Source organism: Sphingobacterium populi (genome assembly GCF_001586775.1).
In the GTDB taxonomy this organism is placed as follows: domain Bacteria; phylum Bacteroidota; class Bacteroidia; order Sphingobacteriales; family Sphingobacteriaceae; genus Sphingobacterium; species Sphingobacterium populi.
The window spans coordinates 420,543-443,192 of sequence record NZ_LQXS01000003.1; the positions used below are offsets into that span (position 1 = coordinate 420,543).

Below are 22,650 nucleotides of genomic sequence, written 5' to 3' on the forward strand. Positions count from 1 at the left end.
GGTCTTTAATCCATATAGTGTAGTTTTTAGAATCACCTTACAGACACATTTAAAATTATACCATGACCAATATACGCCACAATCCCGAAATAGCCATACCAACAAAAGCGGTCGGAATCAAAATTTTCCAGCACAAATTCATCAACTGGTCGGCGCGGAAACGTGGCAACGTCCATCTAATCCACATTTGAACACCAACAATTATAACTGATTTAAAAAGTGTCCAAAAAATGCCCCAATATAGTCCTGTAGTCCATGTCGCCAATTGCAATGCGCCAATATTAGGTAATGGGGTATTCCATGCGCCCAAGAAAAGCACTGCACCCAACATCGATACCAAAAACATCATTGCATATTCGGCCAAGAAAACAAATGCAAAGCGTATACCTCCATACTCGGTATGGAAACCACCAATGAGCTCACTTTCCGCTTCGGGAATATCAAAAGGTGCACGATTACATTCGGCTAAGGTAGCAATGAAAAAAATGACATATACAAATAGCAAATGTGGTGCTTGAAAAATATTCCAAGCTAGAAGACCACCGATTTCATTCACCCGCCATATTCCTATAAATTTTATGTCCTCCGTCGCCAAAATACCTTGATTGAAGGCGATATCGTTTAGATTCAAGGTTTGCGATAACATCACCACAGCAATCAGCGATAAACCAATCGGAATTTCGTACGACAGCATCTGCGCAATGGCGCGTATCGAACCTAACAAGGAATACTTATTATTCGAGCCCCATCCGGCCATTAAGATGCCTAGTGCATCAATTGAAATGACTGCCATAATAAAGAAAAGTCCCGTATGCGTATTCGCAGGCGAAAATCCTGGTGCCCACGGAATCACGCTGAAGCCAATATATACGGCAATGAAAATGACAATAGGAGCAAGGGCAAATAAGACCTTATCGGCTACAGTTGGTGTGATAAATTCTTTCTGAAGCAACTTTAATATATCGGCAATAGTTTGCAATGAACCATATTTGCCGGTTTCGTTCGGTCCGAGTCTATCTTGCACAAAGCCTGCTATTTTACGCTCGGCATACACCGCAAACAACGTGAAACCAGCAATAAAAATAAATATTGCGAATGGCGGGATGATATGAGATAGAAGTTCGTGCAATGGTTTTTAGAACAATTCTTGACTAGATGCGTATTACTAGATGCAAACTTAATGAAAACGCTTCGATTAATTTGTGTAATTGCTCATAGATATTGTCGTTTTAATGTAGCATTGTGATGATTTTGTTCGTATCTTTCCGTGAAATAAATTTAAATAATTATGAAATATTATTATTGGATTATGCTAGTGGCCTTCAGTGTGTTGATCACATCTTGCAGCGTATTTAAGAAAAACGAATCAGAGAAATCTTCTGGCACATTAGAAAACGTTACATGGAGATTAACTGAATTAGAAGGAAAGGCAGTGCCTGCCGAGATTAATGGAAAAACCCCTTCATTGACTTTGACAACGGCTGATAAACGCTATTCGGCGGTTACGGGATGTAATGGTATTGGTGGCCAGTACGAGATCGCAAAAGGAAATCAGCTTACATTCTCGATGGGAATGTCTACCAAGATGTATTGCGAGGGTGCTATGGAAGTAGAAGATGGATTGGGAAAAATATTTTCTTTAATAAAAAGCTATGAGATGGAGAATGGAAATTTACATTTGAAAAATTCCGAATCGGTCACACTAGCCAAATTTGTAAAGATGTCTAAATAAGACATCTTTACAAATTTATATTTAGTCAGCCATGCCTAGAACTTTGATTTCGAAGATCAGTGGTGAATTTGGAGGCAAACCTGGTCTGCTTTCATTTCTGTACGCATAGAATGATGGAGTTATTATGCGAATAGAATCGCCAGGCTGAAGTCCGCGTGCAAGCAACCCCAAATGATTCTGGTTTCCTACTGCGCGCGGAAAAAATGCAATCTGCCAAGCAGGAATAATACTCTGAGGGCTAATCATAAAAGAAAGTCCCGCTGCCGACTGGTTCGAATCTACTTCCGTGCCGTTCAACAAAAATAGTTTGTAATTAACGGTGGCTGTTGGATAGATTCGAGTGCCATTTTGATTGAATTTGTAATCAAATGTCGCTGTTTCGGCAGTGTCTAGCAGTTCATACCATATTCCTGTTGTGTCTTCGATTGCGTTAGGATATTCTTTTGCAGCAAAAGTTCTGATCGTTTCTTTTTCCAATTCCAGTTGAGCCTTCGGGTCGAATGGATCAATATTATTATCAGTCGAGCACGAAAATAAGGTCGTACACAAGAGTAGAACCGGAATAGCTAGATTACGAAGTTTCATATTATAAGTTTTTTCATTTAATGATACTGTTTACTAAACGTACAAAATGGTATTCTGCTACAGAATACCATTTCATTTTTAGTATGTAGTATGGGAGATATTATCCCTTTATGAAATCAATTGATTGTGATCATCTGGAAAAACCAAAGCTGGCTCATGTTGCTTTGCTTCTTCCTGATTCATCCAGGCATAAGAAATGATAATTACGACATCGCCGACTTGAACTAATCTCGCTGCTGCGCCATTGAGGCATACCGTGCCCGAGCCACGAGCGCCCTTTATTACGTAAGTCTCAAAACGAGCACCGTTATTGTTATTTACAATCTGCACCTTCTCATTGGCTATAATATTAGCCGCATCCATAAGATCTTCGTCAATAGTAATGCTACCGACATAGTTCAATTCAGCTTGCGTCACCTTTGCCCGGTGGATCTTGGATTTCATCACTTCGATCATCATGGCGCAAAGGTACGGCTTTTTTTATTACAGTGGAAATACCGATGAGCTTGTGAATTAGTGTATTTACATGAAATTGACGAAGAAAAAATCAAGTTACTGAAGCAACATATTGTCTATTAGGCGAACGCCTTCGAGCCATGCGGCGATCAATACTACATAATCCTTTTCGGTGTGGATTTTTGTCGTGGATTCCAATGTCGTAGTTTCGCAGATCGTTAAGTATTCGAGTTCTAATCCTTCTTCACTGTAAATTATTGCTCTCGCTTCCGTAAGTAGTGTAGGAATATCTTTTGTCTGCACGTGCTGCTGTATATGTCGCAACGCTTTAGATAAGGTAAGTGCTTTATGTAATCCAGTGGCAGAAAGTCGAGCATTGCGCGAGCTCAATGCGAGTCCGTCAACGCTACGGAGCGTTGGCACGATGTTTAGCTTGACTTTTAATGCCTTCTCCTTAATCATACGCTGGATCACCATAATCTGCTGAAAATCTTTCTGGCCGAAAAAAGCAATGTCCGGATTCACCAATTGAAACAGCTTATATACAATCTGCGTTACACCCTGAAAATGCCCTGGGCGGTGTTTTCCTTCCCAAATCTTATCCAGATTTCCTAAGTCGATCGCCCAATGCGGATCGTTATTCGGGTACATCACCGCTACTTCGGGCAAGAATAAAATATCGCAATTTGCAGCCGTTAACAAAGCTTTGTCGTGCTCGATAGGGCGGGGGTATTTCTCTAAATCTTTGGGATCATTAAATTGTGTGGGGTTTACAAAAATGCTACAAACGACGATGTTAGTCGTGATTTTTGCGCTGTTTATCAAAGAAATATGCCCTTCATGCAACGCACCCATAGTAGGTACAAAGCCAATCTTCTTGCCTTGTTGGTGTAACGTTGCCAAATGATGCTGAAGAGCGCTAGGAGTAACGAAAATTTCCACGTGTGTATTGGATAAAATAGCCAGCTAAGGTGCGGATTATTTTTGGAATTCTAAAGTCATGATTAGCAATAGATTGGTAGAAATGATAAAATTTCGTATCTTTGTAAACCGATTTTATTTATCAAAACAAAAAAAGTAAGTGGAGATGGCAAAAACGAAAATATTGTTTGTAACCCATGAGATGTCGCCTTTCCTCGAAATAAGCAAAATTTCTGAAATCACACGCCAATTACCCCAAGCAATGCAAGAACGCGGGTTCGAGATCCGTATTCTTATGCCACGCTTCGGTTGTATCAATGAGCGCAGAAATCGGCTTCACGAGGTAATACGTCTATCAGGTATGAACATCGTAGTGGATGGGAATGATAATCCCTTGATTATTAAAGTGGCATCTTTGCCAGCTGCGCGCATGCAGGTGTATTTCTTGGACAATGAGGATTATTTCCAGAGAAAAAAGATTTTCCGCGATGATCAAGGCAAATTCTTTAGCGATAACAACGAACGTGCGCTATTTTTTGGAAAAGGAGCCATTGAAACTGTTAAAAAGTTAGGTTGGTCGCCAGATGTAATCCACTGTCACGGTTGGTTTTCTGCCATGATACCTGCTTACATTAAAAATGTATATAATCAGGATCCTGCATTTAAAGACACCAAAATTATCTATTCGTTGTATCAAGAAGATTTTCAAGCTGGAGATTCTTTATCAACGAAACTAGGTGAAATGGCAGGTCAATCTGATCTGACAGCAGAGGATGCAGCACGCTTTGGTGATGGATCTCATACCAATTTATACAAAGGTGCTCTTGCCTTCACTGATGTCGTGATCAATGCTGGTCTAGCAGAAGATCACGAAATTTTGCAGCATGTACAAGAGCAAGGCATTCGATTGCATACGACGCAGGGCGATGAAGATTATGAGTCGTTCGCTACATTGTATGATGAGTTTGTAGGTGAGGAAGTGGTTGCCTAACGTTTTAGGTTGCACAAATACCTTAGCTAAATCACAAAAAAAGCAAAGACATATATGTTTTTGCTTTTTTTGTGTGCAGCATAAGCTGCCCGCGACATAACTCTCAAGTAAGTACTCTATAAAACAAACAAGCTCAGCACCTAATGGGTACTGAGCTTATTTATTTAGAAAATAAGGGTTGAACCTTATTTTTTTGCATCATTTTTAGCAGCAGTGATTTCGTTACGAATCTCTTGAGCTAAGGTTTTGATTTCTTGTAATCCTTTACGTACACGTGTTCCAGCAGCAGCATTGCCATTGTTGAAGAACTTGTCAGCGTCACCTTCGATAGAAGCAAGAAGGTCTTTTAGTTGATTGAAATTTTTCATGTTTGAATACAATAATAAATAATTAATATAAAGTCGTTTTTATCTAGATGTAATCCTAAGATAGGATAAATATACAAAAGGTTCTATTAAAAAGGAATATTTTCGTTTTTTATCTCAATATGCGTTCAATGCCTTTTAATCTACAATGGTTAGTTCGTCAATAATGTTTTTTGCACCTGCAAACTTGTCAATAATAAACAACACGTAGCGGATATCGACCGATATTGTTCTTTGTAATTTGGGGTCGAAGATCACATCTCCTGCCATTGCTTCAATATTACCGTCAAATGCAATGCCAATTAATTCGCCTTTTCCATTTAAAACTGGAGATCCTGAGTTTCCTCCGGTGATATCCTGATCGCTCAATAAGTTTACTGGCATATATCCAGCTTTATCGGCATAGCGGCCATAGTCTTTGTTTTTCTCCAATTCCATGAGTTTAGCTGGTAAGTCAAACTCTTCATCTTCAGGAACATACTTCGCGATTGTTCCTGTTAAAGTGGTGTAGTTATTCACTTTCGCATCATTACGTTTATCGTTAGGAAGAGCACGAATGCTACCGTAAGTTAAGCGCAAAGTTGAGTTTGCATCAGGATAATATTTTCCTTGCGGATCCATCTCTAATACGCCTTTTACATATAAGCGTTGTGCTGTTTGGAAAGCGTCTTTCTCTGTTTCGAGCTCTGGCGAGCTCTCGCGATACTTTTGCATTAAGGCAGATGATAGTTGAAACAAGGGATCATTTTCCACTGTCGCAGCATCAGGATTATCTAGGAATGCATGAAGACTTTCCATCGATTTGAAAAGACTTTTTTCCACGGCAGCGTCAATATCTGCAGAAAAATTCCCTTGATTTTGGCTAGCCATCGTTGCAAAATAGGGTGCGATGTCACCCGCTTTTGCTGTGTATAAGTTCAACTCGTCTGCCAACACGGCTTTCTCTAACGGCAAATACATCTTTTCGTAATTGTTGGTGATGTAAGCTTCCAACCGAGGGCGCATTTCTTGGCGTTTGGCTTCATTCTCATTACTGTACTGGATCAATCCGTTGCCTAAAGAATAAGGAATGGCCGCTAAAGAAGATGAGCGTAACAAACCCGTCAAGTAATTATCATGGCGTGCTTTTGCATTCGTAGCTGCGTAGTATGCATTGATTGTCGGAATCACTTGGCCATACAATTCTTTGTTTTCTGGACGATTTGCCCATTTTTGAAAACGTTTTTCTTGCTTACGTTTGGTCGCCGCAGTGCCATGTTGAGTTAGGGCATCAATCATTCCTTGACGATTTTTCCAGTAATTGGCTACACCAGAATACGTAGATGCATAGTTTAATTTGACATCTTGATGCTGATCCATGTGTTTTTTCATGGCATCCATACCTACTTTTGAGGCATCTACCCAAGCTGGATACGCAAATTTTACATTCTGATCAATTCCGGCCGCATTCATCCATCTATTGGTTCTTCCCGGATAGCCTAAAATCATGGAGAAATCGCCTTCTTGGAATCCTTTGATGCTAATTGGTAAAGAATATTTAGGTTTTAGCGGTACGTTTTCAGTAGAATAGGCGGCTGGATTACCATCTTTGTCGCCATATACACGAAAAACCGAAAAATCTCCGGTGTGGCGTGGCCATTCCCAGTTGTCTGTATCTCCGCCGAATTTGCCGATGCTATTCGGCGGCGTTCCTACCAATCGTACATCGGTATAATCTTGATAAACGAAATAGTAATATTCATTGCCATTGTAAAACGGACGTACAGAAACTACATATTTTCCACCTTCGCTGTTCTCTTGTTCGATCTTCGCGATCTCTTTGTTGATGATTTGTTCGCGCTCTTTCTCGCTCATGCTATTGTTCACCAAACCTAAGATGCGTTTTGATACATCATCCATACGGACAAAGAAACGGACGTAAAGCGATTTCGGCTTTAATTCTTCCTGATAGTTTTGTGCCCAAAAGCCATTCGTTAGGTAATCTTTCTCTGGCGTAGATAATTCGGCGATCGCGCCATAACCACAGTGGTGATTCGTAAATACCAAACCCGTCTTAGACACAATCTCTGCGGTACAGCCGCCATTAAACTGTACAATGGCATCTTTGATGCTCGAATTGTTGATGCTGTAAATTTCTTCTGCTGTTAGCTGTAGCCCTTTTTTCTGCATGTCGGCTTCATTGAGCCTTTTGAGGTGCATCAAAAACCACATTCCTTCATCTGCCCAAGCAGCAAAGCTTACTACAGATAGCAGTAAGATAAACGTTATTCTTTTCATGTGTGTTGTGTTTATATCGTGTCGACAAAATTCGCGCAAATAATCCTTAAAACAAAACCTATTGATATGACCATGCCGTGAGCATCCTATTCTACGGGTTGTCATAGGTTTTACTATCTTTGTACAATGGCATCTTTTGAAGATTTTAAACTCAACAGACAACTGTTGAACGCAATTGCGGAGGCAGGATATACTGTGCCTACCGAGATTCAGCAAAAGGCGATTACGCCTTTGCTGTCAGGACAAGATGTTATGGGGATTGCCCAAACGGGCACCGGCAAAACGGCAGCATTTGTATTGCCTTTGTTAATGGCACTAAAATACGCAAAAGGCGATCATCCGCGCGCACTGATCTTATCGCCAACCAGAGAACTGGCGATGCAGATTGAAGAGCAAATTCGTCTTTTTTCTACTTACCTCGATCTGCGGACGGTATTATTATATGGCGGCTTAGGGCCGAAAACACAAAAGGAACAATTAGAAAAAGGTTGTGACATTATTGTCGCGACACCAGGTCGTTTCCTTGATCTTTATCTTTCCCAACATATCCAAACCAAAATGATTAAATTTTTGGTGATGGACGAAGCCGATAAGATGATGGACATGGGATTTATTGGCAAAATTCACCGCATTTTGGAGGTGTTGCCACGAAAACGACAAAATATGCTCTTCTCGGCAACCATGAGTGAGCTGGTACGCAAAATAGCCGGCGATTTCTTGGCTTTCCCGACTGTAATTGAAGTGACGGAACAAGCTACGCCTGCATCTACGGTAACGCAGGTGCTATATAAAGCTCCTAACCTCAGAACGAAGCTTAACTTACTGCAGGTTTTATTTAAAGACGACGAAGCTTTTCACCGAGTGATTGTTTTCTGCAAAACTAAGACCGTAGCGGATAATATATTTGTGTACCTCGATCGTAAATATAGTTCGGACGAAGTGCGTGTAATTCATGCCAATAAAGGGCAAAATACACGTATTAACTCCATTAATGCCTTTAAAGAAGGCGCTGTACGTATTCTCGTTGCCACGGATGTGGCGGCGCGCGGTTTGGATGTTTCCAATGTGAGTCACGTCATCAACTTTGATGTGCCTATTGTGATCGAAGATTATGTACACCGCATTGGCCGTACCGGCCGCGCATTCAATAATGGTGATGCCATTACATTTTGCAATCCGGCAGAGGAATATTACGTCAAGAAAATTGAGAAGCTCATCAGACAAAGCATTCCTGTGATGGAACTGCCAGAAGGCGTGATTGTAGAACCTACCGGTTTTGACGAAAGGCAAGCCATCGCGCGTGAGATTGATATGCAGATGCGTAAAGAAAATCCAGACTTTAAAGGCGCGTTTCATGAGAAAAAATTCACTCCAAAACCAAAGAAGTCTAAATCTGGCAGCGGCAACAAACGAAGCCCGAAAAAAACCGCAAAACGTCGATGAGATTGTCTCCGCTAAATATCGTACTAGCATGCATCTTAGTATGGGCTATCTCCGAATTAGGAGAGGAGGGCAAAGCGCTGTTCTCTTGGGGTTGGCTCATCTTATTAGTCGTTGTCGTGCTGGTCGTTGATATTTTGTGTAGACTGTGGGCGCGCGACACGCAAAAGCTTTGGTGGATGCAGATTACGTTTATTCTATTTACGGCGGTATGTGCCGTGCTCATCAAAATTCTATAATGGATATTTTTTTGACCTTTTAATGGCGGATATAAAAACACGTTTATAATTTTAGTAAGAAGAGATATGAAGAAAGCAGAGATAAAACTCAATGTCGAGTTAGACGATAAAAATGTTCCGGAAGTAATCCGTTGGTCTTCATCTGATGGCGAAACATCGGACGAGATGGTTTCTAAAGCGATGTTCTTAGCGCTTTGGGATGCGCAATACAAGAATTCATTACGTATTGACTTGTGGACCAAAGATATGCCGTACGATGAGATGAAACGTTTCTTTTATGAAACGGTGCAAACACTGGGCGATTCCTTTTTACGTGCTTCTGGTGGTGATCCGATGGCAGAAAAAGTAATCGCTGATTTGCGTGACTACTGCGCTCATTTTGCGGATAAGATGGAAGTACTAGAACAGCAAAGCTAAGCGATCAACTCTTTAAACTATCAAATCATTCCTTTGCATATGAATTACTTTTTAGTGAAGTCCGAGCCCTTCAAATACAGTTGGGAGCAGTTTAATAAAGATGGTCAAACTTTTTGGGATGGTGTGCGCAATTATCAAGCGCGCAATAACATGAAAGCGATGAAGAAAGGCGATCTCGTACTCTTCTATCATAGCAATGAAGGCAAGGAAGTAGTCGGTATGGCAAAGGTCGTGAAAGAATTCTATCAAGATCCTACTACGGATGATGAGAAATGGGTGGTCGTAGATTTGGCACCCGTACAATCTTTTGAAAGGCCAGTCACGCTAGAAGCGATCAAAGCAGATAAAATGCTAGAAGATGTAGCTTTGGTAAAGCAAGGCCGCTTGTCGGTAATGCCACTAAAGCAGGCCGAATTTGACCGTATTGTAGAAATGGGGAATAGCTAAGCGTTAGCTATTCTCCTTTCTGAAATAACTTGATCAGATCTTGCAATACTTCTGCGTTCTCTGGTTTTAGTTTTCCTGATAATATCAAGCGAAGTTCCCTTCTTTGCAATGCCGAGGTGTACAAAGCTTTCTCATTATCCGTTTCCGGAATAAGCATTGGCACTGCTTTTGGTTTACCGGCCTCATCCAATGCTACGAATGTATAATACGCTTCATTGGATTTTTCCATTGTACCTTTAGGCAGATTTTGCGCAAAAACTTCCATACGGACTTCCAAGGAGCTATTAAATGCGCGGGTAACTTGTGCTTTAATCGTGACAACTTCACCTAGTTTGACCGACCTTCTGAAAGAAACATTATCAACCGATGCCGTAACGACCACATTGTTGCAATGTTTCTGTGCGGCCATCGCCGAACAGATGTCCATCCAGTACAGCAGTTTTCCGCCCATCAGGTTGCCAAAGGTGTTGGTATCATTCGGGAGCACCAATTCGTTCATCTCGGTATAAGAGTGATGGGCTGGTTTTGATTGCATGATCGTCTTTTGTTTAAATGCTGTTTAATTCTTCGTTGATCTTTTCCAAGGATTTGAGAAATGGGGTGGGTGTAAAGCCGAGTTCGCGTTTAGCTTTATCAAGTACAAAGCCTGTTTTACGTGGCCGATTTTTGTTTTGACCAATTTCTTGCGCCGTGATGGGCGTAATCAGCGAATGATCCAAATTCCAGTAATCGGCTACTTCATGCACGATTTCTTCGACCGACATCATCTTATCACCACTAATATGATAAATGCCATTTGCCTGTTTCTTTGCCGCAAGATAGCAAGCTTCTACCAAATCTTCTACCCAAGTGGGCATGCGCCATTGATCAGATACAACGCGAATGTTTTCTTGCTTAAATAAAGCTTCTTTTGCCCAGATGACAAGGTTGCGTGCACTACTTCCTTTATTTGGGGAACCGTATACCAAGATGGTTCGAAGAATCGCGTGACGGCAACCTGAATCGCGTAAGATCTTTTCCGCATGAATTTTGCTTTGGCCATACGCATTACAGGCAGACGTAGCGTCTGTTTCCGTGTAAGGTCCGTTCTGTCCGTCGAAGACGAAATCAGTTGAGAGAAAAGTAAGGTGAATATCTAGCTTTTTTGACACGGTGGCCAGCTCACTAACAATATCTACATTCACGGTTTGACATTGAACAGGATCTTTTTCGCAGACATCCACACTACTGATGGCGGCCGTATGGATAATATGAGTCGGCCGAAAATTGACTATAGCCTCTAATAAAGGCTTAGGATCGCTAAAATCTACCTGTAAGAATTTATGTGGAATATCTGAACTAATACGATCTGCTGAGCCGGAGGTACAGATTAGGCTGTTGCCTGATTCCGCTGCCAGTCGCTTCACTAACTTTTGTCCAAGAAATCCATTCGAACCTGTAATTAGAATACGCATAGTGATGGTTTTAGTTCGTCCATTGGAAAGGCATATCTGCTACCTGCATGGATCGATCGATGATTTTTATTTCCAGATCGACAATGGATTGCAATGCCTTATAATCTATTTTATCGGCATCATCGCTAGCCATATGATAGTCAGGATGGCCGCCTGTATGGAAGAACAATACAGGAATATCTTTTTTGTAAAACGAAGTTTGATCTGATCCGCCATTGCCATCTTTGCTCGTGTAAAATTTGATGTCGCTGGTAACGCCGTCAAAGATTTCGACGAATGCTGGGCTAGTACCATGTCCAATAATGGCCAATCCATTTTCAGGTTGATAACGTCCTATCATATCCATATTGAGCATCCAACGAATCTGATTCAAGGGAATGGTCGGGTTTTGTGTAAAATGCTTAGAACCTAACAGGCCCAGTTCTTCGGCGCCAAAGGCAATGAAAAGCAGATTGAAGGATTCTTTCACTTCGTTCTGGCTATAGTGACGGGCGAGCTCTAGCAATCCGGCTACGCCGGATGCATTATCGTCTGCACCATTATGGATTTCGCCAATATGCAAGGTATCGCGCGAGCCACCGATGGTGCCGTGGCCCAAATGGTCATAATGTGCTCCGATCACGATCGTCTTCGCTGCACTATTATCCAAAAATCCAATAATATTAGCCGCTCGTCGCAATGAATCTGCCACTGGTACACGCGTAATTTTTGCGGTAAAATCTTGTCGATAACCGTTGTTGCCTTTTGGTTGGAGGCCATATTTGCTAAATTCCGCTTCGATATATTGTGCTGCTTGTTCTACTTCTGCGCTGCCTGTTTCCCGGCCTTTCATTTCGTCAGATGCCAGAAAATAAACATGTTGTTTTAAGATAGCTTTGCTAGATTGGGCAAATACAGTGGTCGTACTGACCAGTAGTAGCATTACTAATGTGGAGAGCGAAGTACGAGAGAAAACCATAAAGTATGTATTGTATAGTGGTTTTTTAATTGTCAATGACGGCTGTTCTATTTTCGGTCTTTTGCTCATCTTCTTCTTTGAAATAGCGTTTCTGAAAGATGAGTATTAAAAATACACCGATCGATATTGCCGAATCTGCTATATTGAATACAGGACTGAAGAATAAATAATCTTCTCCACCCCAAACAGGGAACCAAGTCGGAAAAGTGCCTTCAAACATAGGGAAATAAAGCATGTCGACCACTTTGCCATGAAACCAAGAAGCATAACCTCCACCGGCAGGAAATAATTCGGCCTGCTGATAAAATGTGCTCTCGCTAAAGATGCGACCATAAAATACACTATCAATAATATTACCAATAGCACCTGCCATGATTAATGCCACGCTTAAGATAAAGCCCTTGTGGTAATTATTCTTAATCATATGGTGCAGTCCGTAGCCGATACCGCAAATGGCGACAATACGAAATAGTGTAAGCAGGAGCTTACCATAATCGCCACCAAATTCCAGTCCCCAAGCCATTCCATTATTTTCAATAAAATGGATCAGAAATTTATCACCAAGTACCGGAATATCCTGTCCGATGGTCATGTTTAACTTTACCCAGAATTTGGAAAGTTGGTCGATTAATAATACCCCAAATATCAATAATAACGGACGCGAGTAGGCTTTCATGTATATGTACAAAACAGTAAAACTGTCCAAATATAGGAGTCTACTTTGATAAAAAGTAAGCTCCGGCCATTTGGACAGTCTTAAATAGTAAAATTAGTGTCTAGTATTGCTTGTTTTTCGCTTCGATACTTAAAGTAGTGTGTGGCACAGCTTTCAAACGTTCCTTTTGGATCAACTTGCCAGTCTCACGGCACACGCCATAAGTTTTGTTTTCGATACGTACTAGTGCTGCTTCCAGATTGTCAATGAATTTCTTCTGACGTGCTGCTAACTGATTGATTTGCTCCTTCTCTAAAGTTGCAGATCCATCTTCTAAAGTCTTGTAGGTGCCAGCGGTATCATCTGTACCATTCGCATTGCTATTGCTTAACGATTTGGTCAATGAGGAAAGCTCCTCTTTAGCTACACGGAGTTTTTCAAGAATGATTGTTTTAAACTCTTGAAGTTCCGCGTCGCCGTAACGTGTTTTTTCAAATTTTTCCATAATTTAATTTTTTTCAACCAATAGCAATAAATTCTTTTCGTCTATCTCAACGCTGTCTCCTACAGAAATACTGCCAAAGTTGAGGGCGTCCGCTAAAATCTCGGTGCAAATATACGACAAATTATCGGTAACCGCTTCGCGGATTTCTGTGTTGTCGCTGATAGTCACTTGAATACGGTCGGTTACTGCAAATCCCTTATCCTTGCGAATATTTTGAATTCTGTTGATTAATTCTCGCGCAAGACCTTCTTTTCGCAATTCTGGCGAGATATGTACGTCCAGTGCGACGGTCAATCTGCCTAGATTGGCTACTTGCCAGCCTTCCACATCCTCCGCAATAATTTCGACATCTTCCAACGTAATGGTGTACGGTAGGTTGTTCAAAGCCAACTGATTGTTGGTTTCCAACGCCTGAATATCGGCTGCGCTGAAAGCTTTAATAGCCGAAGCTACTGTCTTCATATCCTTGCCTACCTTAGCGCCAAGGGCTTTAAAGTTTGGTTTAATTTTTTTCTTTATGATGCCGGTGGTGTCTGTGATGAAATTTATTTTCTTGATATTCGTTTCCGATAAAATCAATTCTTGTACTTTTTCCACCTTTGCTTGGAAAGCATTGTCCAACACCGGTAACAAAATCTTTTCTAAAGGCTGACGCACATTGATGCTCGTCTTCTTGCGCAGTGACAATGTCAAGGAAGAAATGTCTTGCGCCAAGCGCATGCGCTCTTCTAAGTCGGTGTCAATCACATCAGTGCTGAATGTTGGAAAATCTGCCAAGTGCACGGATTCAAATGATTCTTTTTTCGTCGCATTATTCAGATCAAGATATAAGTTATCCGCGAAGAAAGGTGCGATTGGCGCGATTAATTTAGAAAGCGTATCCAGACAAGTATACAAGGTTTGGTAGGCCGATATTTTGTCGGCACTGTAATCTCCTTTCCAGAAACGACGACGGCACAGACGCACGTACCAGTTGCTTAGATTTTCATCCACAAACGTTTGAATCGCCCGTGCTGCTTTGGTCGGTTCGTATTCGTTGTAGTACGTATCGACTTCTTGCGTTAAACTATTTAGTAACGATAACACCCAACGATCGATCTCTGGGCGTTCGGCCAATGCGATATCGGCTTCGCTGTAAGAGAATTTATCGATATTCGCGTACAACGCGAAGAATGCATACGTGTTGTAAATCGTTCCAAAGAATTTACGACGTACCTCATCTAACCCTTCCTCATTGAATTTCAAATTTTCCCAAGGCGATGCATTGCTGATCATGTACCAACGTGTGGCGTCGGCACTGTATTTTTCTAAAGTGCTGAATGGATCGACCGCGTTGCCCAATCGTTTGGACATCTTGTTGCCATTTTTATCCAAAACCAGGCCATTAGAGATGACGTTTTTGAACGCGACCGAATCTTTGACCATCGTAGAGATTGCATGCAAAGTGAAAAACCAGCCACGTGTTTGATCTACGCCTTCGGCGATAAAATCTGCCGGGAAAGCATTCAAGAAGTCTGGGTGGAACGGCATGTCCTCGCCAGCTGCCAATTTCTCCTGATCCAATCCCCATTGCGCGTATGGCATTGCGCCAGAATCGAACCATACATCGATTAGATCTGGCTCGCGAAACAATTTCTGTCCGCCATCAGATACCAACACGATATCGTCCACGTATGGGCGGTGCAGATCCAGCTCTTCTGTGCCGAATTTATCCAAATAAGATTGGTTCACCGCTTTCTCCTCGTCAGAAAGTGCAGCCGATTGTACAGCATCTTCCAAACGAGATTTTAGCTCTGCGATCGAACCGATACAGATTTCTTCATTCTCATCTTCACTACGCCAGATCGGAAGCGGTGTTCCCCAATAGCGTGAGCGCGATAGATTCCAATCCACCAAATTTTCCAACCAATTGCCAAAACGACCCGTTCCGGTCGATTCTGGTTTCCAGTTGATGGTTTTATTTAGTTCTACCAAACGATCTTTTACGGCCGTAGTGCGTATGAACCAACTATCCAGCGGATAGTACAAGATCGGCTTGTCGGTACGCCAACAGTGTGGGTAGGTGTGCTCATATTTCTTCACATCGAAGGCTTTGTTTTCTTCCTTCAGCTTGATTGCAATAAGCACATCCGTAGGGCGAAAATCTTTATCTGCGCGCTCTTCGGCACTGTAGTATTCTTCTTTCACGAAGCGACCACCGAAGTCGCTGATTTCTTTGACAAAGCGACCCGTACGATCTACCGTTGGTACGTCTTTGCCGTTTTCATCCTTTACCAAGATGCCCGGTACGCCGTGCTCTTTGGCTACACGAAAATCGTCTGCACCGTAAGTAGGTGAGGCGTGTACAATACCGGTACCATCTTCTGTCGTGACGAAATCTCCCGGAATAACGCGGAATGCTTTTTCGATCAACTCATCAGAAGTGATGTACGGCATCAATTGATGATAGCGTAATCCTACCAGTTCCTCGCCTTTGAAATTGGCTACTATTTCCCAAGGGATGATTTTGTCGCCTAATTTATAATCTTGAAACGACGCATCTTTCCCTTCGGCTTTGAAATGCTTGTTGATCAAGTTTTGCGCTAGCACAACAGATACGGGCTCGCCAGTATATTGATTGAAAGTGCGCACTTTGACGTAGTCAATATTTTTACCAACGACCAAAGCTGTGTTGGAAGGTAAAGTCCATGGCGTAGTCGTCCAAGCGATGAAAGCGACATCTTCTTCGGGAGTTTCTACTAAAGTGCCGATCAACGGATGCACTTGTCCTTTGTCCACTCTGAATTGAGCGACAATAGTCGTGTCTTTCACATCTTGATACGTGCCCGGTTGGTTAAGCTCGTGGGAGCTTAAACCTGTACCCGCTGCAGGCGAATAAGGTTGGATCGTATATCCTTTGTATAAATATCCTTTTTTGTACAGTTTCTGCAATAGAAACCACAAGGTCTCAATGTAGCTATTTTTGTAGGTGATATACGGGTTTTCCAAATCAACCCAGTAACCCATTTTCATCGTCAGATCGTTCCACACATCAGTGTAACGCATTACTTCATTGCGACAAGCTTCGTTGTAAGCTTCTACGGTGATTTTTTTACCGATATCTTCTTTGGTGATGCCTAATGTCTTTTCGACAGCGAGTTCGATCGGAAGACCATGCGTGTCCCAGCCTCCTTTACGTTTTACTTGAAAGCCTTTCAAAGTCTTGTAACGGCAGAATATATCCTTAATCGCCCGAGCCATGACGTGATGGATGCCAGGCATACCATTCGCTGATGGCGGACCTTCGTAGAAAGTATAAGGCTTGCTGGCAGGGCGGTTCGAAATACTTTTTTCAAAGATATTATCCGACTCCCATCGCTTCAATACTTCCTTTCCTATTTCCGGTAGATTCAGTTGTTTATATTCTTTGTACATGACGTGTATTATCAGTTTTTAAAGGTCGCTAATTTACATATTTTCGACGAAAGGATGAACCTGCATTCCAGATCGTTGAAATATCGTTTTTAAGTGGATGCGAACGTTGATTGTTGAAAGAGAAAAAGGATTTATGAAGCGGCGCTCATCGTTTGTGTAGGCGATGTGTAATACAGACGATGCTAAGAAGCGCTTTGCATAAATGCTGTGATCGAAAAAGGCATTTATTCGCACCTAATGCAGGTAGAATAAACGCCTTTAATCGCTAAATCACTCCAATGAGTGGTATATCAAATAGGATGCGCTAATAAAGCACTAAGCCGAGAATGAACTTCCGCAACCACAGGTGCTAGAAGCATTGGGGTTATTGAAAGTAAATCCTCTGGCATCCAATCCGTTCTTAAAGTCTACTTCCATACCGGCAAGGTACAGCCCATGTCCTTTATTCATAAAAATACGGATGCCTTCAATATTGTATTCGCTATCGCCTTCCTTTTTTTGGTCGAAGCCCAAAAGGTAGCTCATGCCAGAGCATCCACCGCCTTCTACACCTACACGCAAACCAAAATCAGGACTAATCTCTTGCTGATCTATCAGTTTTCGTAATTCTTTTATAGCTCCTTCCGTCAACGTAAGAGGTGCCGGAGCTACTATACTTTCTGTACTCATAATCCTTACCTTTTAATCTTTAATCCTTAACAAAAATACACATTTTTTAATACAATATTTTGGGCGCTATGTTTTTGACAATAGTGCTACATTTCAATGATATCGTACCTGCATTGATTAGATCATTAAAATAGCACGAGATTTTAGATAAGTTCTTAAATAAGAAGTATATTTGCTCACAATTATTAAAAGAGTAAAATCTACTAAAATTTACATACAACATGGAAAGAGATCAGGCTATATTTAATCTGATAGCTGAGGAGCTAAAACGTCAAGAAGAGGGTATTGAGTTAATTGCCTCAGAAAACTTTGTGAGCAAGCAAGTGATGGAAGCTGCTGGTTCTGTTTTAACGAACAAATATGCAGAAGGCTTGCCGGGCAAACGCTATTATGGTGGCTGTGAAGTCGTTGACCAGATTGAAGATATCGCTATTGATCGTGCTAAGCAACTTTTCGGTGCGCAATGGGTGAATGTACAACCACACTCAGGAGCGCAGGCAAATGCTGCGGTATTTTTAGCCATCCTTAAGCCGGGCGATAAGATTCTGGGTTTTGACCTATCGCATGGCGGTCACTTGACACATGGATCTCCAGTAAACTTTTCGGGTAAATTGTATGAGCCACATTTCTATGGTGTTGTAAAAGAAACAGGATTGATCGATTACGATCAATTGGAGGAAACGGCACGCCGCGAGAAACCTAAAGTAATTATCTGTGGGGCTTCTTCGTACTCACGCGATTGGGATTATGCACGTATTCGCAAAGTAGCGGATGAAGTGGGCGCTTTAGTGGTAGCCGATATCTCGCATCCAGCTGGATTGATCGCACGCGGTTTATTGACCGATCCACTTCCACACTGTCACATCGTAACCACGACAACGCACAAAACATTGCGCGGGCCACGTGGCGGTATGATCATGGTTGGACAAGATTTCGAAAATCCTTGGGGAATCAAAGGACCTAAAGGCGATGTTCGTACGATTACACAATTATTAGATCTTGCGGTCTTCCCAGGTACACAAGGTGGTCCATTGGAGCATACGATCGCTGCTAAAGCAATTGCTTATGGCGAAGCATTGAGCGATTCATACATGGATTACATCGTACAGGTGAAGAAAAATGCTGCTGCTTTGGCCAAATTCTTTGTAGAGAAAGATTATCACATCATTTCAGGAGGTACAGACAATCACCTGATGTTGGTCGATCTTCGCAACAAAGATATCTCTGGTAAAGAAGCCGAAGCGGTATTAGACAAAGCGGGTATCACGACCAATAAGAATATGGTTCCTTTTGATACGCGCTCTCCATTCGTTACGTCAGGCGTGCGTTTTGGTACAGCAGCGATCACGACTCGTGGTATCAAAGAGCAGGAAATTGTTCAAATTGGTGAATTGATTGATGAAGCATTAGTAAATGCTGGAAATGATGCGCAATTAGCGGCTATCCACGGTAAGGTGGTCGAATTGATGGGACAATTCCCTCTTTATAAATAGTATTGTAAAATACCTGATGTAAATAGCTCCATTCTCAAAAAGTGGAGCTATTTTTGTTATGATACAGTGTGAATAAACGTTAAAATAATCGCACTATATTTGAATAGTCAATTTTTTTGATTCAATTTGGTGACACTAAACATATAGACTTCGCCTATCGAAACAACACTACGCAAAAAGGACATAAAACTCTTAGCATTAGGAGACCATTATGAAAATATTTAACAAATTGAGCGATCAAGAGTTGATCCAAGCGTATGTTTCAGGGGATGAAAGAGCCCTTCAGGTTCTTTTAGAACGGCATAAATCGAAGATTTATACATCGATCTACCTACAGGTGAAAGATGATTTTTTAGCTGAAGACATTTTCCAAGAAACTTTTATCAAAGTAATTAATACCTTACAGGCGGGGCGTTATAATGACGAAGGTAAGTTTTTGCCTTGGGTAATGCGTATTGCACATAATATGGTTATTGATCATTTCCGTAAGGAGAAGCGAGCACCATCGGTAGTGAATAATGATGGATTTGATATTTTTGAGGTGCTGCAGTTTTCGGACGACAATGCTGAATCCAAGTTGGTAAAAGACCAGCGCGATGTAGATCTTAAAAAATTAATCCAGCTTCTGCCCGACGATCAGAAAGAAGTACTCATTATGCGCCACTTTTGCGATATGAGCTTCAAAGATATTGCTGATGTGACGGAAGTAAGTATTAATACGGCTTTAGGCCGTATGCGGTATGCCTTGAGCAATCTGCGAAAAATGATCGAAGATCATCAAATGATATTGCAAACGGGATAGTAATGGCCTTAATAGGCTTTACTATCCCGTTTAATTTGGTCAGCAGTTAACGGCTGTTTAGAAGTCAGTATTCTCTACTTCCGTAGCAGATTGCTCTACTTTTTCTTTTAGATCAGCCTTAAAAGCAATCAATCTTTCCGCAATTTTATGATCGGCAATAGCCACCATTTGCGCAGCCAGAATACCGGCATTCTTTGCAGCATTGAGCGCTACTGTAGCAACAGGTATACCGTTAGGCATTTGTAAAATAGATAATATAGAATCCCAACCATCTATTGAATTAGAGGATTTTACAGGAACACCAATAACGGGCAAGTGCGTAATCGATGCGACCATTCCAGGCAAGTGAGCCGCGCCGCCAGCACCAGCAATAATTACTTTTAAACCACGTTCGGCAGCTGCATTGGCATAATCAAACATACGCTGCGGAGTACGATGCGCGGATACGACTGATACTTCAAAAGATACCTCTAGATGTTTTAGTACGTCGATAGCATCTTGCATCACTGGAAGATCAGATTTACTGCCCATGATGATGCCAATTAACGGTTTATTTGTGCTCATTATGCTTTAACTTTTAAAATGGATTGTACTTTACGTGCGTTCGTAATAGCTTTTTCACGATCCTCGTTGACGATACAGACATGTCCCATTTTGCGAAACGGTTTAGTGATTTTTTTTCCATAAAGGTGCAAGTAAACACCATCGATGCTAAGAATCTCTTCTACTCCCTCGTACTTAGCCAAACCTTCGTAACCATCTTCGCCCAACACGTTGATCATTACGGCATGCTGAAGATTGTCTGTATTGCCTAGTGGCAAATTGAAAATCGCACGTAAATGCTGATTGAATTGAGAAGTAACGTTGCCTTCAATTGTTTGATGACCGCTGTTGTGTGGTCTTGGAGCCAGTTCGTTCACAAGGATTTCACCTGTTTTCGTCAAGAACATTTCTACCGCCAATACGCCAACTATCTGCAAATCGTTCGCAATTTTTTTAGCAATTTCTTCGGCTTCGGCTTGTATTTCTTTAGAGTACGTAGAAGGAGAGATCAGAAATTCTACTAAGTTAGCTTGTGGATTGAATTCCATCTCTACCATTGGAAAAGTGCTCACATCGCCGTGGTCGTTACGAGCTACGATGATGGCAATTTCCTTTTCAAAGTCAACCATTTTTTCGATAATGGAAGGTTCTGGAAAAGCGGTTTGATGATCTATGGCGCTATTGATTTTCTTCACACCTTTGCCATCATAACCATCTTTACGTAGTTTCTGTATATAGGGGAACGCCCAATCTATTTGCTTTAGACCTTCATTGGCCGACACAAATTGGAATGCTGCGGTTGGAATATCATTTTGTTTAAAGAATTGTTTTTGCAATCCTTTATCCTGAATCAAGCGGATAACGCGTGATTGTGGATACACTAGTACGCCTTCATCTTCTAGTTTTTCCAGGGCGTCTACATTTACTTTCTCGATTTCGATCGTGATCATATCTAGACCTTTACCGAAATTGTACACGGTGTCAAAGTCGGATAGTGAACCGACTTCGAAGTGGTTACAGAGTCGTTTGCAAGGGGCATTCTGGTCGGGATCCAACACGTGAATATTCACGTTGTAATTAATCGCGTCTTGGATAAGCATGCGGCCTAATTGGCCACCGCCCAGAATACCCAAACGTAAGTCCCCATAAAAATCTTTTCCCATATTATGTGTTTGATACTGCTTGCGGGAAGATATTATCCTTGAGCAGGTTTTGTTTTTCTATTATTTTTTGTAATTCTAAAAATGCGCCAATCAATGCTTCTGGCCTCGGTGGGCAGCCTTGCACGTACACATCTACTGGAATAATTTTGTCTACGCCTTTTACTACATGATAGCCATGCTGCCAGTAAGGTCCGCCGCAATTGGAGCAGGAACCCATCGAGATTACATACCTCGGCTCGGGCATTTGCTCGTACAATTTCTTGATCCGATCTGCCATTTTGAAGGTTACTGTCCCGGCGATTATCATCACATCCGACTGGCGGGGCGAAGGCCGAGGGAAAACGCCAAGTCGATCTAAATCGTAGTTGGCTGCCATGGCGCCCATCATTTCAATAGCACAACAAGCGATCCCGAAACTAAGCGGCCAAAGGGAAGAAAGCCGAGCCCAGTTCAATAGGTCGTCCATCTTGGCGATCATAACACCGCCTTGTTGTCCTGCTTGCTCCATGTTCATTAATCTTTAGCTTTTTTGAAACGAGGTGTAAAACCAGGCTTTGCAAGCGCGGGTTTTTCTGCCTTCACCGGTTCGGTTTGTTCCGAAGTAATTTGCTGATAGCTCCGTATGCTGTATGTCTTCTGGTTGATAGAATCGTACGCAGATGCTGGAATAGGTACATCTACGCGTGGAATCTCTGTCTTCGGTTTGATCCAATTAAGATCTCCATTTTTCCAAACGTACACCAATCCGACGATCAAAATGCCGATAAAGATCGCCATCTCAATCATCGTAAACCATCCCCATCTCCCGTCCCAGGCGATAAATTCTGCATTACCAAAAACAGTTGCCCAAGGAAAAATAAAGATCAATTCTACATCGAAGAGTAAGAAAACTAGCGCAACAACATAAAATCGAGGGTTAAACTGAACCCACGATGTTCCACGTGCTTCTTCACCACATTCGTATGTGCTTTGTTTGATGGGATTAGGTTTCTTAGGGGATATCAGCTTAGCCATGAAGATGGTACCACACACCAAAATAAGGCCTACTATCGCAAGGGATAGTATTTTTCCATATTCTGATAACTGTGCGGGGTCATCCATATCACAAAGTTAAGGAAAATGTC

The 22,650-nt window shown here is 41.8% G+C and carries 25 protein-coding genes; 8 read left to right on the plus strand and 17 right to left on the minus strand.

What is annotated here, in order from left to right; translation table 11 throughout:
• Window positions 1-55: 55 nt before the first annotated feature.
• Complete coding sequence (locus A0125_RS09645) at window positions 56-1,129, minus strand: complex I subunit 1/NuoH family protein (protein ID WP_066755032.1); 1,074 nt, start codon at window positions 1,127-1,129, stop codon at window positions 56-58.
• 159 nt (window positions 1,130-1,288) lie between these two features.
• On the opposite strand from A0125_RS09645, the gene A0125_RS09650 reads away from it, so the two are divergent.
• Entirely contained in the window at window positions 1,289-1,732 is a 444-nt protein-coding gene (locus A0125_RS09650) for an META domain-containing protein (RefSeq protein WP_066755035.1), read from the plus strand.
• 21 nt (window positions 1,733-1,753) lie between these two features.
• On the opposite strand, the gene A0125_RS09655 is transcribed toward A0125_RS09650, so the two are convergent.
• The 3 genes from A0125_RS09655 to panC form a co-directional block, all read right to left on the minus strand.
• A complete protein-coding gene (locus tag A0125_RS09655; protein WP_066755037.1) occupies window positions 1,754-2,317 on the minus strand; it encodes an FKBP-type peptidyl-prolyl cis-trans isomerase in 564 nt (187 codons plus the stop codon).
• A gap of 108 nt (window positions 2,318-2,425) precedes the next feature.
• On the minus strand, window positions 2,426-2,776 hold the full coding sequence (gene panD, locus A0125_RS09660) for an aspartate 1-decarboxylase (RefSeq protein ID WP_066755040.1): 351 nt from the start codon (window positions 2,774-2,776) through the stop codon (window positions 2,426-2,428).
• A gap of 93 nt (window positions 2,777-2,869) precedes the next feature.
• Window positions 2,870-3,715: a pantoate--beta-alanine ligase gene (gene panC, locus A0125_RS09665; RefSeq protein WP_066755042.1), complete on the minus strand. Its 846-nt coding sequence runs from the start codon at window positions 3,713-3,715 to the stop codon at window positions 2,870-2,872.
• A gap of 145 nt (window positions 3,716-3,860) precedes the next feature.
• Here panC and A0125_RS09670 point away from each other — a divergent pair, with 145 nt between their 5' ends.
• On the plus strand, window positions 3,861-4,685 hold the full coding sequence (locus A0125_RS09670; RefSeq protein WP_066755044.1) for a glycogen/starch synthase: 825 nt from the start codon (window positions 3,861-3,863) through the stop codon (window positions 4,683-4,685).
• Window positions 4,686-4,870: 185 nt separating this feature from the next.
• Here the strand turns inward: A0125_RS09670 and A0125_RS09675 are convergent, their stop codons facing one another.
• A complete protein-coding gene (locus A0125_RS09675; protein ID WP_066755046.1) occupies window positions 4,871-5,053 on the minus strand; it encodes a histone H1 in 183 nt (60 codons plus the stop codon).
• A 135-nt stretch (window positions 5,054-5,188) separates the two neighbouring features.
• Window positions 5,189-7,327 (minus strand): S46 family peptidase, encoded by a 2,139-nt coding sequence (locus A0125_RS09680; RefSeq protein ID WP_066755048.1) that lies wholly within the window; start codon window positions 7,325-7,327, stop codon window positions 5,189-5,191.
• A gap of 126 nt (window positions 7,328-7,453) precedes the next feature.
• Here A0125_RS09680 and A0125_RS09685 point away from each other — a divergent pair, with 126 nt between their 5' ends.
• The 4 genes from A0125_RS09685 (at window position 7,454) to A0125_RS09700 (ending at window position 9,870) form a co-directional block, all read left to right on the plus strand.
• Window positions 7,454-8,770 (plus strand): DEAD/DEAH box helicase, encoded by a 1,317-nt coding sequence (locus A0125_RS09685; RefSeq protein ID WP_066755049.1) that lies wholly within the window; start codon window positions 7,454-7,456, stop codon window positions 8,768-8,770.
• A complete protein-coding gene (locus A0125_RS09690) occupies window positions 8,767-9,006 on the plus strand; it encodes a hypothetical protein (protein ID WP_066755050.1) in 240 nt (79 codons plus the stop codon). Before A0125_RS09685 ends, A0125_RS09690 begins: the two co-directional genes overlap by 4 nt.
• 66 nt (window positions 9,007-9,072) lie before the next feature.
• The gene (gldC, locus tag A0125_RS09695) at window positions 9,073-9,423 is read left to right on the plus strand and encodes a gliding motility protein GldC (RefSeq protein WP_066755051.1); all 351 of its coding nucleotides are present in this window, start codon (window positions 9,073-9,075) and stop codon (window positions 9,421-9,423) included.
• Between the two features lie 39 nt (window positions 9,424-9,462).
• A complete protein-coding gene (locus A0125_RS09700; protein ID WP_066755052.1) occupies window positions 9,463-9,870 on the plus strand; it encodes an EVE domain-containing protein in 408 nt (135 codons plus the stop codon).
• A gap of 7 nt (window positions 9,871-9,877) precedes the next feature.
• Here A0125_RS09700 and A0125_RS09705 read toward each other — a convergent pair whose 3' ends face one another.
• The 7 genes from A0125_RS09705 to A0125_RS09735 all read right to left on the minus strand — a co-directional run bounded on the left by A0125_RS09705 (window position 9,878) and on the right by A0125_RS09735 (window position 17,525).
• Complete coding sequence (locus A0125_RS09705) at window positions 9,878-10,405, minus strand: acyl-CoA thioesterase (protein WP_066755054.1); 528 nt, start codon at window positions 10,403-10,405, stop codon at window positions 9,878-9,880.
• A 13-nt stretch (window positions 10,406-10,418) separates the two neighbouring features.
• Window positions 10,419-11,324 carry an SDR family oxidoreductase gene (locus tag A0125_RS09710; protein WP_066755056.1) on the minus strand — a complete coding sequence of 302 codons (906 nt, stop codon included), beginning with the start codon at window positions 11,322-11,324 and terminating at the stop codon, window positions 10,419-10,421.
• Window positions 11,325-11,334: 10 nt separating this feature from the next.
• Entirely contained in the window at window positions 11,335-12,351 is a 1,017-nt protein-coding gene (locus A0125_RS09715) for a M20/M25/M40 family metallo-hydrolase (protein ID WP_231863195.1), read from the minus strand.
• Window positions 12,308-12,958 carry a lipoprotein signal peptidase gene (locus A0125_RS09720; RefSeq protein WP_066755060.1) on the minus strand — a complete coding sequence of 217 codons (651 nt, stop codon included), beginning with the start codon at window positions 12,956-12,958 and terminating at the stop codon, window positions 12,308-12,310. Before A0125_RS09720 ends, A0125_RS09715 begins: the two co-directional genes overlap by 44 nt.
• A 100-nt stretch (window positions 12,959-13,058) precedes the next feature.
• Complete coding sequence (locus A0125_RS09725) at window positions 13,059-13,442, minus strand: TraR/DksA family transcriptional regulator (RefSeq protein WP_197464841.1); 384 nt, start codon at window positions 13,440-13,442, stop codon at window positions 13,059-13,061.
• Window positions 13,443-13,445: 3 nt separating this feature from the next.
• On the minus strand, window positions 13,446-16,856 hold the full coding sequence (gene ileS / locus A0125_RS09730; RefSeq protein ID WP_066755064.1) for an isoleucine--tRNA ligase: 3,411 nt from the start codon (window positions 16,854-16,856) through the stop codon (window positions 13,446-13,448).
• 315 nt (window positions 16,857-17,171) lie between these two features.
• Window positions 17,172-17,525, minus strand: coding sequence for a HesB/IscA family protein (locus tag A0125_RS09735; protein WP_066755066.1), 354 nt, complete (start codon window positions 17,523-17,525; stop codon window positions 17,172-17,174).
• Window positions 17,526-17,746: 221 nt separating this feature from the next.
• On the opposite strand from A0125_RS09735, the gene A0125_RS09740 reads away from it, so the two are divergent.
• Both A0125_RS09740 and A0125_RS09745 read left to right on the plus strand, forming a co-directional pair.
• Complete coding sequence (locus tag A0125_RS09740) at window positions 17,747-19,018, plus strand: serine hydroxymethyltransferase (protein WP_066755067.1); 1,272 nt, start codon at window positions 17,747-17,749, stop codon at window positions 19,016-19,018.
• A 211-nt stretch (window positions 19,019-19,229) separates the two neighbouring features.
• Complete coding sequence (locus A0125_RS09745) at window positions 19,230-19,820, plus strand: RNA polymerase sigma factor (RefSeq protein WP_066755069.1); 591 nt, start codon at window positions 19,230-19,232, stop codon at window positions 19,818-19,820.
• 57 nt (window positions 19,821-19,877) lie between these two features.
• Here the strand turns inward: A0125_RS09745 and purE are convergent, their stop codons facing one another.
• Genes purE through A0125_RS09765 form a run of 4 tightly spaced genes read right to left on the minus strand, consistent with a single transcriptional unit; the run spans window position 19,878 to window position 22,627 of the window.
• Window positions 19,878-20,384, minus strand: a complete 507-nt coding sequence (gene purE, locus A0125_RS09750; RefSeq protein ID WP_066755070.1) for a 5-(carboxyamino)imidazole ribonucleotide mutase — start codon at window positions 20,382-20,384, stop codon at window positions 19,878-19,880.
• Window positions 20,384-21,526 (minus strand): 5-(carboxyamino)imidazole ribonucleotide synthase, encoded by a 1,143-nt coding sequence (locus A0125_RS09755; RefSeq protein ID WP_066755072.1) that lies wholly within the window; start codon window positions 21,524-21,526, stop codon window positions 20,384-20,386. The genes purE and A0125_RS09755 overlap by 1 nt, the downstream gene beginning before the upstream one ends.
• Window position 21,527: 1 nt before the next feature.
• Window positions 21,528-22,034: an NADH-quinone oxidoreductase subunit B gene (locus tag A0125_RS09760; protein WP_380883961.1), complete on the minus strand. Its 507-nt coding sequence runs from the start codon at window positions 22,032-22,034 to the stop codon at window positions 21,528-21,530.
• 5 nt (window positions 22,035-22,039) lie between these two features.
• Window positions 22,040-22,627 carry an NADH-quinone oxidoreductase subunit A gene (locus A0125_RS09765; protein WP_066755076.1) on the minus strand — a complete coding sequence of 196 codons (588 nt, stop codon included), beginning with the start codon at window positions 22,625-22,627 and terminating at the stop codon, window positions 22,040-22,042.
• Window positions 22,628-22,650 lie beyond the last annotated feature (23 nt).

Bases quoted from the DNA above. Each gene is read 5' to 3' on its own strand.
- A0125_RS09755 (WP_066755072.1), bottom strand. From the start codon at position 21,526: ATGGGAAAAGATTTTTATGGGGACTTACGTTTGGGTATTCTGGGCGGT.
- A0125_RS09685 (WP_066755049.1), top strand. From the start codon at position 7,454: ATGGCATCTTTTGAAGATTTTAAACTCAACAGACAACTGTTGAACGCA.
- A0125_RS09680 (WP_066755048.1), bottom strand. From the start codon at position 7,327: ATGAAAAGAATAACGTTTATCTTACTGCTATCTGTAGTAAGCTTTGCT.
- ileS (WP_066755064.1), bottom strand. From the start codon at position 16,856: ATGTACAAAGAATATAAACAACTGAATCTACCGGAAATAGGAAAGGAA.
- panD (WP_066755040.1), bottom strand. From the start codon at position 2,776: ATGATGATCGAAGTGATGAAATCCAAGATCCACCGGGCAAAGGTGACG.
- A0125_RS09765 (WP_066755076.1), bottom strand. From the start codon at position 22,627: ATGGATGACCCCGCACAGTTATCAGAATATGGAAAAATACTATCCCTT.
- A0125_RS09705 (WP_066755054.1), bottom strand. From the start codon at position 10,405: ATGCAATCAAAACCAGCCCATCACTCTTATACCGAGATGAACGAATTG.
- A0125_RS09720 (WP_066755060.1), bottom strand. From the start codon at position 12,958: ATGAAAGCCTACTCGCGTCCGTTATTATTGATATTTGGGGTATTATTA.
- A0125_RS09690 (WP_066755050.1), top strand. From the start codon at position 8,767: ATGAGATTGTCTCCGCTAAATATCGTACTAGCATGCATCTTAGTATGG.
- A0125_RS09745 (WP_066755069.1), top strand. From the start codon at position 19,230: ATGAAAATATTTAACAAATTGAGCGATCAAGAGTTGATCCAAGCGTAT.
- A0125_RS09725 (WP_197464841.1), bottom strand. From the start codon at position 13,442: ATGGAAAAATTTGAAAAAACACGTTACGGCGACGCGGAACTTCAAGAG.
- A0125_RS09650 (WP_066755035.1), top strand. From the start codon at position 1,289: ATGAAATATTATTATTGGATTATGCTAGTGGCCTTCAGTGTGTTGATC.
- A0125_RS09760 (WP_380883961.1), bottom strand. From the start codon at position 22,034: ATGGAGCAAGCAGGACAACAAGGCGGTGTTATGATCGCCAAGATGGAC.
- A0125_RS09670 (WP_066755044.1), top strand. From the start codon at position 3,861: ATGGCAAAAACGAAAATATTGTTTGTAACCCATGAGATGTCGCCTTTC.
- A0125_RS09700 (WP_066755052.1), top strand. From the start codon at position 9,463: ATGAATTACTTTTTAGTGAAGTCCGAGCCCTTCAAATACAGTTGGGAG.
- A0125_RS09655 (WP_066755037.1), bottom strand. From the start codon at position 2,317: ATGAAACTTCGTAATCTAGCTATTCCGGTTCTACTCTTGTGTACGACC.
- A0125_RS09740 (WP_066755067.1), top strand. From the start codon at position 17,747: ATGGAAAGAGATCAGGCTATATTTAATCTGATAGCTGAGGAGCTAAAA.
- purE (WP_066755070.1), bottom strand. From the start codon at position 20,384: ATGAGCACAAATAAACCGTTAATTGGCATCATCATGGGCAGTAAATCT.
- A0125_RS09735 (WP_066755066.1), bottom strand. From the start codon at position 17,525: ATGAGTACAGAAAGTATAGTAGCTCCGGCACCTCTTACGTTGACGGAA.
- A0125_RS09675 (WP_066755046.1), bottom strand. From the start codon at position 5,053: ATGAAAAATTTCAATCAACTAAAAGACCTTCTTGCTTCTATCGAAGGT.
- gldC (WP_066755051.1), top strand. From the start codon at position 9,073: ATGAAGAAAGCAGAGATAAAACTCAATGTCGAGTTAGACGATAAAAAT.
- A0125_RS09715 (WP_231863195.1), bottom strand. From the start codon at position 12,351: ATGAGCAAAAGACCGAAAATAGAACAGCCGTCATTGACAATTAAAAAA.
- A0125_RS09710 (WP_066755056.1), bottom strand. From the start codon at position 11,324: ATGCGTATTCTAATTACAGGTTCGAATGGATTTCTTGGACAAAAGTTA.